Below are 14,385 nucleotides of genomic sequence, written 5' to 3' on the forward strand. Positions count from 1 at the left end.
ATTACACGGATTTCACTGCAATTGCGGTCTTCCGAGCCAATTCCGCATGCTTTCATATTCTTCATTTTCCGGATTGCTCAACACTTCGCACATCCACTCGTAGCCTCCTGCACCGCCACAGTCCTCCGGCGGACAGGCACCTTTGCCATCCAGCAGCTCAGCTTTCTTCGCTGTACCTTCCTTTATATCCTCTAAGGTAATGTTATGCTGCCAGTAATCTCCAAAATCATAAATGTAAGTGAATTTCTAGCCTTTCTCAGTAAAGATCGCGGAGAGTTTAATTTTTTTGCTGTTGATGATTTCCTCATCGTCCCACCCAGAGTCATCGGGAATACCGATTTGAGGTGAGGAATTAAATCCTTTCGGAGAAAACTGATACAGATGAGCATCGTACCAGCCGAAAGCCTCCTGAATCACGCTGTGAAATTTATCGAATGAAAAATTAGCGGGCACCGAAACTTTTCGCCACACCGGCGGTTTAGAAATATTGTGAAGCTGGACCTTAAATTGTAAAAGCAAGACTTCCTCGGGCACCAGCCAGAGAGGTCAATCCGTTATATGTGCTTATATTTGTTAATTTTGCTGCGTAGGTTTGTAATGCTGAACAATCAATTTTTTATGCGATGGCAGAGATTAAAAAGAAATCCTAACTAGATTCAGCAGCAACACAGACAACGCATAGCAACCCAATGGCGATGCAAGGACAATATCAGAAACAGTGGATTGCCGATTCCGTTCAAAAATGAAGGTGAGAAGATCAGTTACAGGCTGTAAATTTCTGCCCTACGGTCAACCATAAGGTAACTACGGGGTATATACGGGGTAACTACGGGGTATGTACGGGTGAAGTATGGAGGTAAAGAATTTTATTCCTGTTGAAGGAGTTTCACAGCAGAAAAAAAAAACAAAAAGAGCAAATTTGCAAATTCTCATCAGCTAAACCATTAACCGATGAAACGATTAACCTATTAAACGGGATGCGGCCGGTGGTGGGAATTCAAGAGGCAGGATGCCTCCCATGTTTTTGGCTCATCTCTCCTGATGAGAAAGAAGAGCCAAAGAGAAATATTGGAAATCGGTGTTATTTTACCACCTGTATATTGACTGCAGAAAAACCTTTCGGTGATTTTTCTTTTTCGAAAGAAACTTTGTTTCCTTTTTTTACGGGATGCGCACAATTGTTTTCATGGAAGAAAATATTGTCTTTGCTGCTGTTCTCAGTAATGAAACCGTAGCCTTTGTCACTCAGGAAAGTAACAATTCCTGTTTTTACCAACTCTTCCGCTTCAATGGGAGCTGCTCCGAGCTGAATATCCTCAGGGTTAATCTCCGGCTTTTCCTGATCATCAGGCCGAACTTCGGTGATCTGCCCGTTAGCGTCCACATACACCAGCATGTCTTCCAGGCTTTTTCCTTTGTTGTTGTTTTGTTTGCGCTCTTCTCTTTTCAGCGCTTTTTCTTTTTGTTTCTGAAGTTTTTTCTTGAAATTTTCTTTTTTTGAGAAAGAATCTGCCATATTTTAAAGTAGATTAAATTTTTGGATGAATAAAAGTGGAGAGGGTGCTCTCCTCGTGAAATGACTGCCAAAACTACTAAGGTGAAAGAAAAAAAAGGAAATTCTAAACTTGCAGATTGTTCGGTTTCAGCCCGCCATTCTGGTGCAAAGGTACAACAATTAAAATGAACACATTGAAAAACAAGTTTTATGTGCGCTAAATCCCCTCTGCTTCACGCTGTTCCAATTCTTCAATAATACTTCTTTTCACCGCAGTTTGCACCTCATCTTTCGCTTCTGCGTATGAGATTTCATATTTCCTAATCATATTTCTGAAACGTTGCGGAAAAGCAGAAAGCAGTTGATCATAATACACATCAAGACTTTTCTGATCGGGCATGGTATATTCCAACCTCAGCTGGAAACGGCGAAGCAAAGCGGAATCTATAAAATCCAGATGATTGGTGGCTGCAACCATGATCACCTCTTCCGGAAGATAATCAATGAGCTGAATGAGCGTATTCACCAGCCTTCGCATTTCTCCAACATCTTTTTCATCAAAATCCCGGGCCACTCCAATATGGTCAAATTCATCCAGAAACAGCACCGCTTTGTCCCATTTTGCCTTATCAAAAATGGCATTCAGGTTTTTAGCGGTTTCTCCGATTCTTGAATTCACCAAAGTGCTGAGGCTAACAATGATCAGCTTTTTCTTCAACGCTGTGGCGATGGCTTTTGCCGTATAGGTTTTTCCACAACCGGAACTTCCGTGCAGCAAAATTTTATTGCTGACCTGGAGATTGTATTTTCTGAGCTCAGACAGATGACGGTTCTCGCGAATCAACTGCAGCAATTGTTTTCTGTTAGAATCTGAAATCAAAACATCATCCAGAGATACCGGTTCGCGGGAAGTGATGGTGAGGCCTGCTGTGCTCATACTTGCATTATTTTGTACAAAATTACGGTTTATAAAACAAGGGAATGAAAATTATATAACATTATGGTTTATAAATTACAAATTTAAAGTTGTGTTTTCAGCTAACTTTGAATACATAAAAAAAAGAAAGAAAATGTCTGAAAATATCCTGTCCCTCGAAGATTTAAAATTTCTGGAAAACCTGCACCAAAAGTATGGTATTGATTTTCTGAGATTTGACGAAAACGGCATCAAAATTAATAATGAACATATTGTTTTTGATGATATTTCCAATGTCGATTATTATAATATGCTGACGGAAATTTCAAAAAAACTGAAATACAGGTTAAATTCTAATTTCCAGATGAATTTCTCCAGCGGTTTTAAGTTTGATGTGGAACGGTTGAGTTCTTTTCCTACTTTTAATGATTAAAGTACTCCCAAACTATTTTGCCTTTTCGTGTTCCCAGAATTTCTGCCAGCGTTTCGAAAGGTGCTTCTTTTATTCTCTTTACAGATTTCAATCTTTTGAAAAGCAATTCTATTGATTTTTCCCCTACTCCCGGAATTTCTTCCAGTTCCGTCTGGATGGTCGCATTTTTTCTGCGTGTCCGGTGATGCCGTACTCCGAAACGGTGTGCCTCGTCGCGCACCCGCTGAAGGATTTTAAGCGTTTCCGATTTTTTATCCAGATACAGCGGGATGGGATCTTCAGGAAAATAAATTTCTTCCAGTCTTTTTGCAATTCCGATCACCGTTACTTTTCCATAAATTCCAAGTAATTTCAAACTTTTCACTGCCGACGAAAGCTGGCCTTTTCCGCCATCAATCAAAATGAGTTGTGGCAAAGCTTCCCCTTCATCCAGCATTCTGCGGTATCTTCTGTAAATCACTTCTTCCATCGTGGCAAAATCATTGGCTCCTTCTACGGTTTTGGGATGAAAAATGCGGTAATCGCTTTTGCTGGGTTTTCCGTCTCTGAACACTACACAGGCAGACACCGGATTGGTTCCCTGAATATTGGAATTGTCAAAACCTTCAATGTGGCGTGGTTCTTCAGGCATGCGCAACAGCTTTTGCATTTCCGCCATAATGCGGTTGGTGTGGCGTTCCGGATCCACAATCTGCACCTGTTTCAGCTTTTCAATGCGGTATTCTTTGGCATTTCTTTCGGAAAGTTCTACGATGCGTTTTTTATCGCCCACTTTGGGCACCAGGAGCTTCACTGCGGGAATTTCGACTGAAATAGGAAAAGGAATCAGAATTTCTTTGGAATGAGAACTGAATTTCTGACGAATTTCGATGATGGCTTCTTCCAGGATGTCTTCATCGGTTTCTTCCAACACTTTCTTTATTTCCGTCGTATAACTCTGGATGATATTTCCGTTTCTGATTTTAAAGAAGTTAACATACGCAGCAGTTTCATCGCTGGTCATTCCAAAAACATCTACATCGTCAATATTCGGATTTACCACGGTATGTTTGGCCTGATATTCTTCTAAAAGATCAATCCGTTCTTTCACCATCTGAGCATTTTCAAACTCCAAAAGCGAAGCATATCTGGTCATTTCTTCGGTGAGGTAATTTCTTGCCAGCCGGAAATCTCCTTTGATGATTCCGCGGATGGCTTCAATTTTCTTATCATATTCCTCTTTGCTTTCCAGCTGTTCGCAAGGCCCTGCACAGTTTTTAATATGATACTCGAGACACACTCTGTATTTTCCTTCGGCAATCTTCTGTGGCGCAAGATTCAGGTTACAGGTTCGCAATTTATAAAGATGCTTTATGGTGTCCAGCAGCACTTTTGCAGGCCTTACTTTCGCATACGGCCCGTAATATTCAGATCCGTCTTTAATGAGCGTCCGAGTAAGAAAAATTCTGGGAAAATCTTCATTTTTAATACAAATCCAAGGATAGGTTTTGTCATCCTTCATCATCACATTGTAAAACGGCTGATGTTCTTTGATGAGATTATTTTCCAGAAGCAGCGCATCGTATTCACTGGGGACGATGGTGGTTTCCAGCCGGTGAATTTTCCCCACCATTATTCGGGTGCGGTATCCTGAAAGATTTTTATTGAAATAAGAAAGTACTCTTTTCTTTATATTTTTCGCCTTGCCCACATACAGCAACTGTCCGTTTTTATCGTAATAACGGTACACTCCGGGATCTGAAGGAAGGGTTTTCAACTGTAATTCTAAATCGCTGTTCACAAAGCAAAAATACGGAAAATAGAATTCTGAGAAATTGTGTAATTTTAGAGCAAATTTTTATATGATGATATACGGTGTCAACACCTTTACTTTCCACGATGTTCTGAAGATTGCCAAAAACCCTGAGATCGCAAAAATTGATTCACAGGCACGCGAACAAATCCTGAGATCGCAGGAAAATGTCCGGAAGATTGTTGCCTCGGACCGAACGGTGTATGGTATTAATACGGGATTCGGGCCGCTTTGTGATGTGAAAATATCTGAAGAAGAAACGGCGCAACTTCAGCACAATCTCATTATTTCTCATGCAGTAGGCGTAGGAAAACCGATAAACAAAGAACTGTCGAAGATCATGATGATCGCAAAAATCCATGCGCTGTCCAAAGGGTATTCCGGCGTTTCTCTGGAAGTTATTGAAAGAATGCAACTGATGCTACAGAAAGACGTTATTCCCGTGATTCCTGAACAGGGTTCGGTAGGCGCTTCCGGCGATCTTGCTCCTCTTGCACATATGGTACTTCCGTTGGTCGGCCTTGGGAAAGTCTGGAAAAACGATCAGCCTCATGATACCGCTTCGGTTCTGCAGGAACATGGTTTGCTTCCTTTACAATTGGGCCCGAAAGAAGGGCTCGGACTCATCAACGGAACTCAGTTCATTTTAGCACATGCAATACAGGGACTTGAAAAAATGGAATACCTGCTGGATCTTGCCGATCTGGCTGCGGCGATGTCACTGGAAGCCTATCGTGGTTCGTCAAGCCCGTTCAGGAAAGAACTTCATGAGATACGGCCTTTCGAAGGCAGCCGCAAATCTGCTTCACGAATGCTGAAGTTTCTGAAAAACTCCGAGAATTTAAAATCTCACGAATTCTGCGACCGCGTTCAGGATCCTTATTCCTTCCGCTGCGTTCCGCAGGTGCACGGAGCCAGCAGAAATGCTTTCACCCATTTAAGAGCCCTGGCGGAAACCGAACTCAATTCCGTCACTGATAATCCGATTATTTTGAGTGAAGAGGAAAGTATTTCCGGAGGAAACTTCCACGGACAACTGATGGCGCTGCCATTAGATTATGCCACGCTGGCCGCCGCAGAATTAGGAAACATTTCAGACAGAAGAAGCTACCTGTTGTTGGAAGGAAAATTTGGATTGCCCAGACTTTTAACAGAAAGCTCCGGGCTGAATTCCGGATTTATGATTCCCCAATATACTTCCGCAGCCTTGGTAACAGAAAATAAAACCCTCTGTTTCCCTGCATCTGCAGACAGTATTCCGACCAGTTTGGGACAGGAAGACCACGTGTCTATGGGCAGTATTTCCGGAAGAAAATTCAATCAGGTTCTGGATAATCTGGTGAATATCTTCAGCGTGGAACTGATGTTTGCTGCGCAGGGCTTGGAATTCAGAAGGCCAGCCAAATGCTCAAAAATTGTAGAAGAGAACTATGCCATCATTCGCAGTAAAGTGGATAAACTGGAAGATGACCGACTGATTGGGGACGACATGCTCGCTATTGCACAGTTGATCCTGGATCGGAAAATAGTTGTACATTAACCTCATAAAAAATGATAAAAAAAATCAATACAATTCTGTAACTTTTTAATCAATTTAACTACCAATATTTAAATAATTTAATTTTCATGAAAAAAAGACTCCTATCTGCTGCTGCAGTTGCTTTTGTAAGCATCTTTCTGAATGCACAGCAAATCAAATTTGAAGAGTACAAATTACCGAACGGGCTTCATGTCATTCTTCATCAGGACAATACCGCTCCTGTAGTGACTACCGGGGTAATGTATCACGTAGGCTCGAAAGACGAAGAACCGGGAAGATCCGGATTTGCCCATTTTTTTGAACACCTTCTTTTTGAAGGCACCAAAAACATCAAGCGCGGCGAATGGTTCAAAATTGTATCTTCCAACGGTGGCACCAATAATGCCAATACCAGCAACGACAGAACGTATTATTACGAAACTTTCCCTTCCAATAACGAGCAATTAGGATTGTGGATGGAAGCTGAAAGACTGCGCAGTGGTGTGGTAAATCAGATTGGGGTAGATACCCAGAGAGAAGTAGTGAAAGAAGAAAAAAGAATGAGAATGGATAACCAGCCTTATGGGAATCTTTTCAATTCTATTTTGTCGAATATGTTTGTGAAGCATCCTTATCACTGGTCGGTTATCGGCTCTATTGATGACCTGAATGCTGCCAAGCTGGAGGAGTTTCAGGCATTTTACAAGAAATATTATGTTCCGAACAACGCTGTTCTGGTAGTTGCCGGCGACATTCAGCCTGAGCAAACCAAGAAATGGATTTCAGAATATTACGGTTCTATTCCGAAAGGAACGGTAACTCCGAAGAATTTCCCGATGGATCCGCCTATTACGCAGGAAAAAGAAGTGACGGTAACCGATCCTAACATTCAGATTCCGGCTTATATTTATTCGTACAGAACACCGTCTAACAAACACAGAGATTCCAAAGTTCTGGATATGGTTTCAGCCTATCTGAGCGGTGGTAAATCTTCCGTATTGTATAAAAAACTGGTGGATGAGCAGAAAAAAGCCCTTCAGGTTTCTGCCAACAGTATCGGTTTTGAAGATGCCGGAATCTTCGCATTTTTTGCTTTACCGATGGGAACCACCCCGAAAGCAGAACTTCAAAAAGTAATTGATGAAGAAATCAAAAAGCTTCAGACTACACTTATTTCCGAGGAAGATTACCAAAAACTTCAAAATCAGTTTGAAAATCAGTTTGTAAATTCCAACTCCAGCATTCAGGGTATCGCAAGTTCATTGGCTACCAATTATATGTTGATGGGAGACACGAACCTGATTAACAAAGAAATTGATATCTACCGTTCTGTAACAAGACAGGATATTATGGATGCGGCTAAAAAGTATCTGAACAGCAACCAAAGAGTCATTATTAACTATGTACCTGAAAAAAAGTAATTATCACATGAAAAATAATTTTAAATATATAGCAGCCGTATTTCTGATCTCAGGTGCATTGAACGCCCAGAAGATCGACATCAATAAAATGCCGGTTGCGGGACCCACTCCTACCATTAATATCACAACACCGAAAACCTTCACGCTGAAGAACGGCCTTACCGTAATGGTGGTGGAGAACAATAAATTACCGCGTGTCAATGTTACCCTGAGTATGGACCGCCCGCCTTACTATGAAGGAAAAATAGTTGGAGTAAGCCAGGTGATGGCAGACCAACTGGGTAACGGAACCACCAAGATGAGCAAAGATGATTTCAATAAAAGAGTAGATTATCTGGGAGCTAACCTCAGCTTCTCTTCCGGTGGTGCATTCTCCAACTCCCTGTCCAAATATTTCCCGGAAATTCTGGGAATGATGGCTGAGGCAATTACCTATCCAAAATTTTCCGCAGAAGAGGTTGAAAAAACCAAAGACCGGATGATCGAAGGACTGAAAGCCGATGAAAAAAGTGCAGACGCTATCGCATCGCGGGTTTCCAATGCACTTATTTATGGGAAAAATACCTCCAGAGGTGAATTTGAAACGGAAGAAAGCATCAAAGCCATTACGCTTGCTGATGTTCAGAATACCTATCAAAAACATTACATTCCCAACAATGCACATCTTGTTATTGTAGGCGATGTAAAGTTTGATGAAGTAAAAAAGCTGGTTGAAAAGAACTTCAACAACTGGAAAAAATCCAACACCACTTATCCTGCACTGGAGCCTGCAGCTAACGTTGCTACCACCGAAATTAATATTGTAGACGTTCCGAATGCTGTACAGTCTGTTATCAGTGTAGGAAATATTCATGATTTGAAGATGAATGACCCGAAATACTTTGCTGCTACCATGGCCAACTACATCCTTGGAGGTGGTGGAGAAGCAAGGCTTTTCATGAATCTGAGAGAAAAAAACGCCTTCACTTACGGAGCATATTCATCCCTTTCCACTTATAAATACGGCCCTACTTTTTCTGCACAATCAAGTGTAAGAAATGAGGTAACCGATAAAGCAGTGAAAGAATTCATGACGGAACTGAACGGAATCACCACTGTGAAACCAGAAGAACTGTCGAATGCCAAAGCAAAACTCAAAGGAGATTTTATCCGTTCATTGGAAAGGCCGGAAACTATTGCCCGTTTCGCTGTAAATCAAAAAACGCAGAATCTGCCTTCAGATTTTTACACCAATTATCTGAAATCTATTGACAAGGTAACTGCTGCTGATATTTCTAACGCTGTAAAAGCGACGATTTATCCGAATCAGAGCCGCATTTTCATTGCAGGAAAAGCATCCGAAATCGCAGAACCTCTTGAAAAATTAGGGTATCCTGTGAAGTATTTTGATGATAAAGCCAATCCAACCACCAAACCTGTAGCACAGAAAGTAGACGCCGGTATTACCACCACTTCTATTGCTGACAAATACATCACTGCTATCGGAGGACTTGCCAATGTTCAGAAAATCAATTCACTCAGCACAACTGCTTCGGCGAAAGTTCAGGGAATGGATCTGGATCTGCACCTGATTCAGGGCAAAGGCGGAAAAATGATGATGGATATTAAAATGATGGGAAATACAATGCAGAAAATTGTTTTTGACGGCAAAGACGGTTATATGGAAGCACAGGGACAAAAAATGCCTCTTCCTGCTGAACAGAAAACAGAAATGGCAAAAGACAGCGAACTGTTCCCCGAACTTGGTTTTTCAAAATCTGCCGACTATAAAGTTGCCGGAATTGAGCAATATAACGGTGAAGATTCCTATGTAGTAAAAGGAAAAGATGTTACTTATTATTACAGCGTAAAAACCGGACTGAAAACAGGAGAAGTAAAATCTGCTGGCGGACAAACCATCCCTACTACTTATGCAGATTACAGAGATGTAGCCGGTGTAAAAGTTCCATACAAATTCACCCAGAATATGGGCGGAATGGATGTTGAATTTATTGTAAAAGACATCAAAGCCAATCAGGCGAAAGATACAGATTTTAAATAATTTCATCAACAATATCCCTTATGAACAGCAGCATTACGCTGCTGTTTTTATTTAGAGAGATGTTTTTAAGATAACCGTTTGGCAATTTGACAAAAAAAAGTTAAATTTGCCCACTATTATTCTACAATAACAATGGGTACAATATTTACTTTATTCATGGTTCTGATCATGATTGCTAGTGTTCTTCTGATCATCATTATCATGGCACAGAATCCTAAAGGCGGCGGTCTTTCCTCTACTTTCGGAGGTGCATCATCAGCACAGTTCGGCGTTCAGAGAACCAATGACTTTATGGAAAAAGCAACCTGGACGATCGGAATCACGATTGTTGTGCTTTCCATTTTAAGCGTGGTGCTTACTGCAAAACCAAAAATGAAGATGGCTCCTCAGGCTCCGGCTGCTACCGAAGCTCCTGTACAGAGTGCTCCGGCCACACAACCTGCTCCTGCTCCACAACAGGTTCCTGCAGGACAATAAGAAATCAAGAATTTAAAAAAATAAAGTACGGTTCAGGAATTCTGATCCGTATTTTTTTGTGAAAACCAATAGTTCCTCTGATCCTCAAAAAAAACACCGTTCAACCAGGAATCAAGCGACATCATTTGCAGGGTTTCCTCCGAAATACTGACCGTTTTTGAGGCTAAAAAGCTTTGCGGAATCTCGGGTTGCTCCCGGTTTGTAATAAGAATATTTTGCGGATGATAGAACGGATAATTTTTAATATCCTCATTGAAAGTAATCAGTTTCTTGCCTGATGCCAACACTTCAAAAGTCCTCATGGTAAGCCCGTTCTGAAAAGATTTATTAATGTCGAGAACCGCTTTTGTCTGCTGGTAATATCGGGAAATTTCGGAATGGGAAAGCTTATTAAAACTGGCTTTCCGAAGATCAAAATCCTTAAAGTTTCTATCGAAGATTCTTTTCAGAATTAGCGCTGTTTTCCCAGGAGCATAATAGTAAAAAAAAGAAGTAAGCCCGGCTTTATCACACGCTTTTCTTACTTTTTCGCCAATAAAGTACCGGTCTGTGTGCGCACTTCCAATAAAAGTAACATCAACTTCCGGCTGAGAATGAGAATGCGATTTCCTGTATTGATCAAGGAAAAAAAGCGGCCTGAAACCCATGTTATTACTCAAAGCATCTGTTCTGTCGAACGTTATACTTTTATCAAAATACGGAATAAAATCTGCAAACCTGGGATGTTCATGAAGAGAATCATAGGTATAAGCGATCATTTTCATGCCGGGATTTTCCCTTTTTATTTTTTTAATGAAGGACAACGGAATCGCTTCGCCTTTAATCAATAAAAAATAATCATACTTTTTATGTTTCATTTTTTTGAGAACAGAACGATAGTATTTTTGAATCTGAAAAACCAAAAAGCTACGAAACACCCGGATGATTCCCTTTTGCAAAACAGAGTTGGAAGGACGGTCATCGAAAAAATCGACGGTAGCACCGCGTTCCTGCAACCGTTCGACAATGGCTTTTTCATACCCGAAAAAACGGACGGAGATCAGCAGTATTTTTTTTCCTTTAAAATCCATTCTGATCAGAAAAGCATTTTTCTGGTTGTCATTTCTGCCAGAGAACGTTCGAACTGATTATCCTTAATCTCCTGATTCTGCACCCAGGTACAAAATCTTTTCAGCCCTTCTTCAAAAGATATTTTAGCTTTAAATCCCAGTTGCAGTTCTGCTTTGGTGGTGTCAGCAAAATTGTGGCGGATGTCTCCGATTCTGAACTGGCCTGTCACCTGAACCGGAACCGCAGAACGGTAATTTTTAATTAATTGTTGCGCCACTTCAAGCACCGTTACCGGAATTCCCGTACCGATATTCACCGCTTCATTTTTCAAAATATTATTTTCCATGGCCAAAATAAAAGACCGAACCGCATCATCAATATGAATAAAATCGCGGGATTCTTTTCCGTCTTCAAATACGCGCACCGGTTTTCCGGAGAGAATCTGATTAGAAAAAACCGACAAAATACCTGTATAGGGATTAATGAGTGACTGCCCCTCGCCGTACACATTCTGAAAGCGCAAAGCAACGGCCGGAATTCCCAGAACTTTGGTCACAGAAAGCAGCATTTCTTCCTGATATTGCTTGGTCATTCCGTACACGGAAACCGGATGAATGCGGGAAGATTCATCTGTCGGCAATACTTTCAGCGGCTCAAAATCTTCCAGAACGACCTCAAAATTTCCTTTCTTCATTTCTTCAGGATTCCGCTGCGATGGATAAACATTGCCCAAAACCGGATGAAGATATTTTCCTTCACCATAAATCGCACGGGATGAAGCTACAATTACTTTTTTAACGCTGTGATCATCATTCACGAGCGCATCGAGAAGATGTGCTGTACCGGAAACATTCACTTCAGCATACCTGTGAATCCTGTACATCGATTGTCCTGTTCCCGTTTCCGCAGCAAGATGAACGACTACTTCCTGATCACGCAGCGCTTTATTCCAGCTGTTTCGTTGGGTAACATCTCCTTTTATAAATGTAACATGAGGAATAATGCTTTGGTACAGAAAGGAATCCTGTTCGGGATTTTCGCCGTGAATTTGCGGCGAGAGATGATCCAGCACAGTAACCGTGCAACCCTGCTTCACCAAAGCCAGCGCGAGATGACTTCCGATGAAACCGGCACCGCCTGTAATGAGAATATTTTTAAAATTCATTCTTTCCATTTTTCCCATTTTTGGGTGTCCGGATTATACTTTTTAACAATTCTTGCCGGCGCACCTACGATGACGCAGAAATCCGGAAATGTTCCACGCACTACTGCGTTGGCCCCTACAACACATTGTTTGCCCAGAACAGTACCAGCCATGATGGCTGCTCCCATTCCGATGTAACAGTTTTCACCGATGGCCGTATCTTTTACATGGTATTTTTGTTTCACCACATGCTGGCCAATGGTTTGATAATCGTGGTCTATATTGGTAATAAATACGTTGGCAAGAATCAGTGAGCTTTTTCCGATGCTCAGATTTCCGGCGGAAGTGATGTGCACATTCTGAGAAATGATGACATCATCTTCAATATGAATGGATCCTTCCTGATGTGTTTCCATTCTGAGGTGTGGGAAAATCCTGACTTTTTTTCCGATGAAAACCCGCTTTATACCCATTAAAAAAAGAGGTTTTCCCAGATAGGAAGGCATTCCCATTTTTCCGAAAAAAGGGCTGTACAATAATGCTCTGATGGTCCAAAAGAATTTCGTAAACATTTATCTGAAAGGTCTTATTGCATATTTTAACTTCGAAACCGTATAATAAAAAAGGTATTCTACGAATGAAATCCGGCCTGAGTGGTACATTTCCCTGATATTTTTCTGAATTCCTTTTTCCATTTCTTTCAGGTTCGCGGACAAACCGGAAACACCAAAGGATTTTTTCCCTCCTCCTGCCAATACCAAACGTTCGGGCACCAGCATCATGTTATAATGTTCCGTAACCCGCATCCAGAAATTCGCATCTTCGGAATATTTCTGTTTTTCATCAAAAAAACCGGTTTTTTGGAGAACTTCTTTTCTAAAAATGGCCGTTGAGGTCTGTCCGGTAATTTTCAGCAACAGTTGTTTTAAACTTATCTTCACGAGGCCTGTTTTTCTTTCTATAAAATAAGGAAAAGTCAGCCGTTCATTATTCCATAAAGACACCAGAAAATCAATTTTTAATTCGGGATCAGATAAATATTTCATTTGCCGTTCCGTTTTTTCTGGAAGCCATTCATCGTCTGCATCCAAAAGCGCAATAAAATTCCCGTGCGCTTCCTTCATTGCGACATTTCTCGCTGTGGAAACCCCTGAATTCCTTTGCTGTATCAGCCTGATATCTAAATTTCCGTTCTCCAGAATGTACGTTTTTACAAGTTCCGCACTTTGATCCGTGGATCCGTCATCCACAATAATGATTTCAAAATTCCCGGTGTACTTCTGGTTCTTCACCGAATCCAGGGTTCTGATGATGGTTTTCCCGGCATTGTACATCGGAATGATTACTGAAACAAGTTCCATATTCTCACGGATTGCAGTTTTCATCCCTCACTGTAAGGTGTTCTGTGCATGATTGACCTTCCCAACGAGATTTCATCAGCGTATTCCAGTTCATCTCCGATGGCGATTCCGCGAGCAATGGACGAAAAATTCACGTTGAACCCTTTGAACTTTTTATAAATATAATAAGCTGTTGTGTCTCCTTCCATAGTGGCACTTAAAGCAAAAATAAGTTCCTTCACCGTTCCCGACTGCAATTTTTTCTCAATAGAAGCAATATTCAAATGGGCAGGCCCTACTCCTTCCATGGGAGAAATTTTACCACCCAGCACCAGATATTTTCCAATAAATTTACCGGTATTTTCGATGGCCATCACGTCCCGAACATCTTCCACAATACACAACAATGCCGAATCTCTTCTGTGGCTTGAACAAATTTCGCACACTTCTACATCCGAAAAATTATGGCATTCTATACAATATTTGATTTTAGTAACCAGCTGATGCAGAGCGTCGGCCAAGGCGATTCCCTGACTTTCCGGTTGTTTCAGCAGGTGCAAAGCCAGCCGCAGTGCTGATTTCCTTCCGATTCCAGGAAGCCCGGAAATTTCTTCCACCGCCTTTCCCAAAACTTTACTTGGATACTCCATAGCACAAATATATTGCTTTTATCAAAAGTAACATTATTTTAAACAGAAAGCCTGCATTCATCGGGTGATTTTTATATCTTTGAGGTGTTTTAATCCTATCTTATCTC

General features: G+C 41.2%; 13 protein-coding genes and 1 pseudogene. 5 read left to right on the plus strand and 9 right to left on the minus strand.

Going from position 1 to position 14,385, the window contains the following annotated elements; genetic code table 11:
- Positions 1-12: 12 nt before the first annotated feature.
- The 3 genes and pseudogenes from DQ356_RS11275 to DQ356_RS00315 form a co-directional block, all read right to left on the minus strand.
- Positions 13-534, minus strand: a pseudogene (locus DQ356_RS11275) (plasmid pRiA4b ORF-3 family protein).
- Between the two features lie 547 nt (positions 535-1,081).
- Positions 1,082-1,516, minus strand: a complete 435-nt coding sequence (locus tag DQ356_RS00310; protein WP_114302484.1) for a cold-shock protein — start codon at positions 1,514-1,516, stop codon at positions 1,082-1,084.
- Between the two features lie 196 nt (positions 1,517-1,712).
- A complete protein-coding gene (locus DQ356_RS00315) occupies positions 1,713-2,432 on the minus strand; it encodes an AAA family ATPase (RefSeq protein ID WP_114302485.1) in 720 nt (239 codons plus the stop codon).
- Positions 2,433-2,565: 133 nt separating this feature from the next.
- Here DQ356_RS00315 and DQ356_RS00320 point away from each other — a divergent pair, with 133 nt between their 5' ends.
- Positions 2,566-2,844, plus strand: coding sequence for a hypothetical protein (locus tag DQ356_RS00320; RefSeq protein ID WP_114302486.1), 279 nt, complete (start codon positions 2,566-2,568; stop codon positions 2,842-2,844).
- Here the strand turns inward: DQ356_RS00320 and uvrC are convergent.
- The gene (gene uvrC / locus DQ356_RS00325) at positions 2,834-4,624 is read right to left on the minus strand and encodes an excinuclease ABC subunit UvrC (RefSeq protein WP_114302487.1); all 1,791 of its coding nucleotides are present in this window, start codon (positions 4,622-4,624) and stop codon (positions 2,834-2,836) included. The two genes, DQ356_RS00320 and uvrC, sit on opposite strands and share 11 nt — an antisense overlap.
- Positions 4,625-4,688: 64 nt before the next feature.
- Here uvrC and hutH point away from each other — a divergent pair, with 64 nt between their 5' ends.
- From hutH to secG, 4 genes are all read left to right on the plus strand, one after another.
- Positions 4,689-6,176 (plus strand): histidine ammonia-lyase, encoded by a 1,488-nt coding sequence (gene hutH / locus DQ356_RS00330; RefSeq protein WP_114302488.1) that lies wholly within the window; start codon positions 4,689-4,691, stop codon positions 6,174-6,176.
- A gap of 86 nt (positions 6,177-6,262) precedes the next feature.
- The gene (locus DQ356_RS00335; protein WP_114302489.1) at positions 6,263-7,576 is read left to right on the plus strand and encodes a M16 family metallopeptidase; all 1,314 of its coding nucleotides are present in this window, start codon (positions 6,263-6,265) and stop codon (positions 7,574-7,576) included.
- A gap of 7 nt (positions 7,577-7,583) precedes the next feature.
- Positions 7,584-9,617 carry a M16 family metallopeptidase gene (locus DQ356_RS00340; protein ID WP_114302793.1) on the plus strand — a complete coding sequence of 678 codons (2,034 nt, stop codon included), beginning with the start codon at positions 7,584-7,586 and terminating at the stop codon, positions 9,615-9,617.
- A gap of 132 nt (positions 9,618-9,749) precedes the next feature.
- Positions 9,750-10,094 carry a preprotein translocase subunit SecG gene (gene secG, locus DQ356_RS00345; protein ID WP_114302490.1) on the plus strand — a complete coding sequence of 115 codons (345 nt, stop codon included), beginning with the start codon at positions 9,750-9,752 and terminating at the stop codon, positions 10,092-10,094.
- Between the two features lie 32 nt (positions 10,095-10,126).
- Here secG and DQ356_RS00350 read toward each other — a convergent pair whose 3' ends face one another.
- The 5 genes from DQ356_RS00350 to recR are packed head-to-tail and all read right to left on the minus strand — an operon-like array spanning position 10,127 to position 14,278.
- Positions 10,127-11,164 carry a CgeB family protein gene (locus tag DQ356_RS00350; RefSeq protein WP_114302491.1) on the minus strand — a complete coding sequence of 346 codons (1,038 nt, stop codon included), beginning with the start codon at positions 11,162-11,164 and terminating at the stop codon, positions 10,127-10,129.
- Positions 11,165-11,169: 5 nt separating this feature from the next.
- A complete protein-coding gene (locus DQ356_RS00355; protein WP_228420572.1) occupies positions 11,170-12,318 on the minus strand; it encodes an NAD-dependent epimerase/dehydratase family protein in 1,149 nt (382 codons plus the stop codon).
- The gene (locus DQ356_RS00360; RefSeq protein ID WP_114302492.1) at positions 12,306-12,860 is read right to left on the minus strand and encodes an acyltransferase; all 555 of its coding nucleotides are present in this window, start codon (positions 12,858-12,860) and stop codon (positions 12,306-12,308) included. The genes DQ356_RS00355 and DQ356_RS00360 overlap by 13 nt, the downstream gene beginning before the upstream one ends.
- Positions 12,861-13,673 carry a glycosyltransferase family 2 protein gene (locus DQ356_RS00365; RefSeq protein ID WP_114302493.1) on the minus strand — a complete coding sequence of 271 codons (813 nt, stop codon included), beginning with the start codon at positions 13,671-13,673 and terminating at the stop codon, positions 12,861-12,863.
- On the minus strand, positions 13,670-14,278 hold the full coding sequence (recR, locus tag DQ356_RS00370; RefSeq protein WP_114302494.1) for a recombination mediator RecR: 609 nt from the start codon (positions 14,276-14,278) through the stop codon (positions 13,670-13,672). Before recR ends, DQ356_RS00365 begins: the two co-directional genes overlap by 4 nt.
- Between the last annotated feature and the right edge of the window lie 107 nt (positions 14,279-14,385).

It is taken from the genome of Chryseobacterium lacus, assembly GCF_003336205.1.
Classification (GTDB): domain Bacteria; phylum Bacteroidota; class Bacteroidia; order Flavobacteriales; family Weeksellaceae; genus Chryseobacterium_A; species Chryseobacterium_A lacus.

Excerpts from the sequence above, each read along its gene's own strand:
- DQ356_RS00335 (WP_114302489.1), top strand. The coding sequence starts at position 6,263 with ATGAAAAAAAGACTCCTATCTGCTGCTGCAGTTGCTTTTGTAAGCATC.
- DQ356_RS00315 (WP_114302485.1), bottom strand. The coding sequence starts at position 2,432 with ATGAGCACAGCAGGCCTCACCATCACTTCCCGCGAACCGGTATCTCTG.
- DQ356_RS00320 (WP_114302486.1), top strand. The coding sequence starts at position 2,566 with ATGTCTGAAAATATCCTGTCCCTCGAAGATTTAAAATTTCTGGAAAAC.
- DQ356_RS00350 (WP_114302491.1), bottom strand. The coding sequence starts at position 11,164 with ATGGATTTTAAAGGAAAAAAAATACTGCTGATCTCCGTCCGTTTTTTC.
- DQ356_RS00355 (WP_228420572.1), bottom strand. The coding sequence starts at position 12,318 with ATGGAAAGAATGAATTTTAAAAATATTCTCATTACAGGCGGTGCCGGT.
- hutH (WP_114302488.1), top strand. The coding sequence starts at position 4,689 with ATGATATACGGTGTCAACACCTTTACTTTCCACGATGTTCTGAAGATT.
- DQ356_RS00340 (WP_114302793.1), top strand. The coding sequence starts at position 7,584 with ATGAAAAATAATTTTAAATATATAGCAGCCGTATTTCTGATCTCAGGT.
- DQ356_RS00310 (WP_114302484.1), bottom strand. The coding sequence starts at position 1,516 with ATGGCAGATTCTTTCTCAAAAAAAGAAAATTTCAAGAAAAAACTTCAG.
- recR (WP_114302494.1), bottom strand. The coding sequence starts at position 14,278 with ATGGAGTATCCAAGTAAAGTTTTGGGAAAGGCGGTGGAAGAAATTTCC.
- DQ356_RS00360 (WP_114302492.1), bottom strand. The coding sequence starts at position 12,860 with ATGTTTACGAAATTCTTTTGGACCATCAGAGCATTATTGTACAGCCCT.
- DQ356_RS00365 (WP_114302493.1), bottom strand. The coding sequence starts at position 13,673 with ATGAAAACTGCAATCCGTGAGAATATGGAACTTGTTTCAGTAATCATT.
- secG (WP_114302490.1), top strand. The coding sequence starts at position 9,750 with ATGGGTACAATATTTACTTTATTCATGGTTCTGATCATGATTGCTAGT.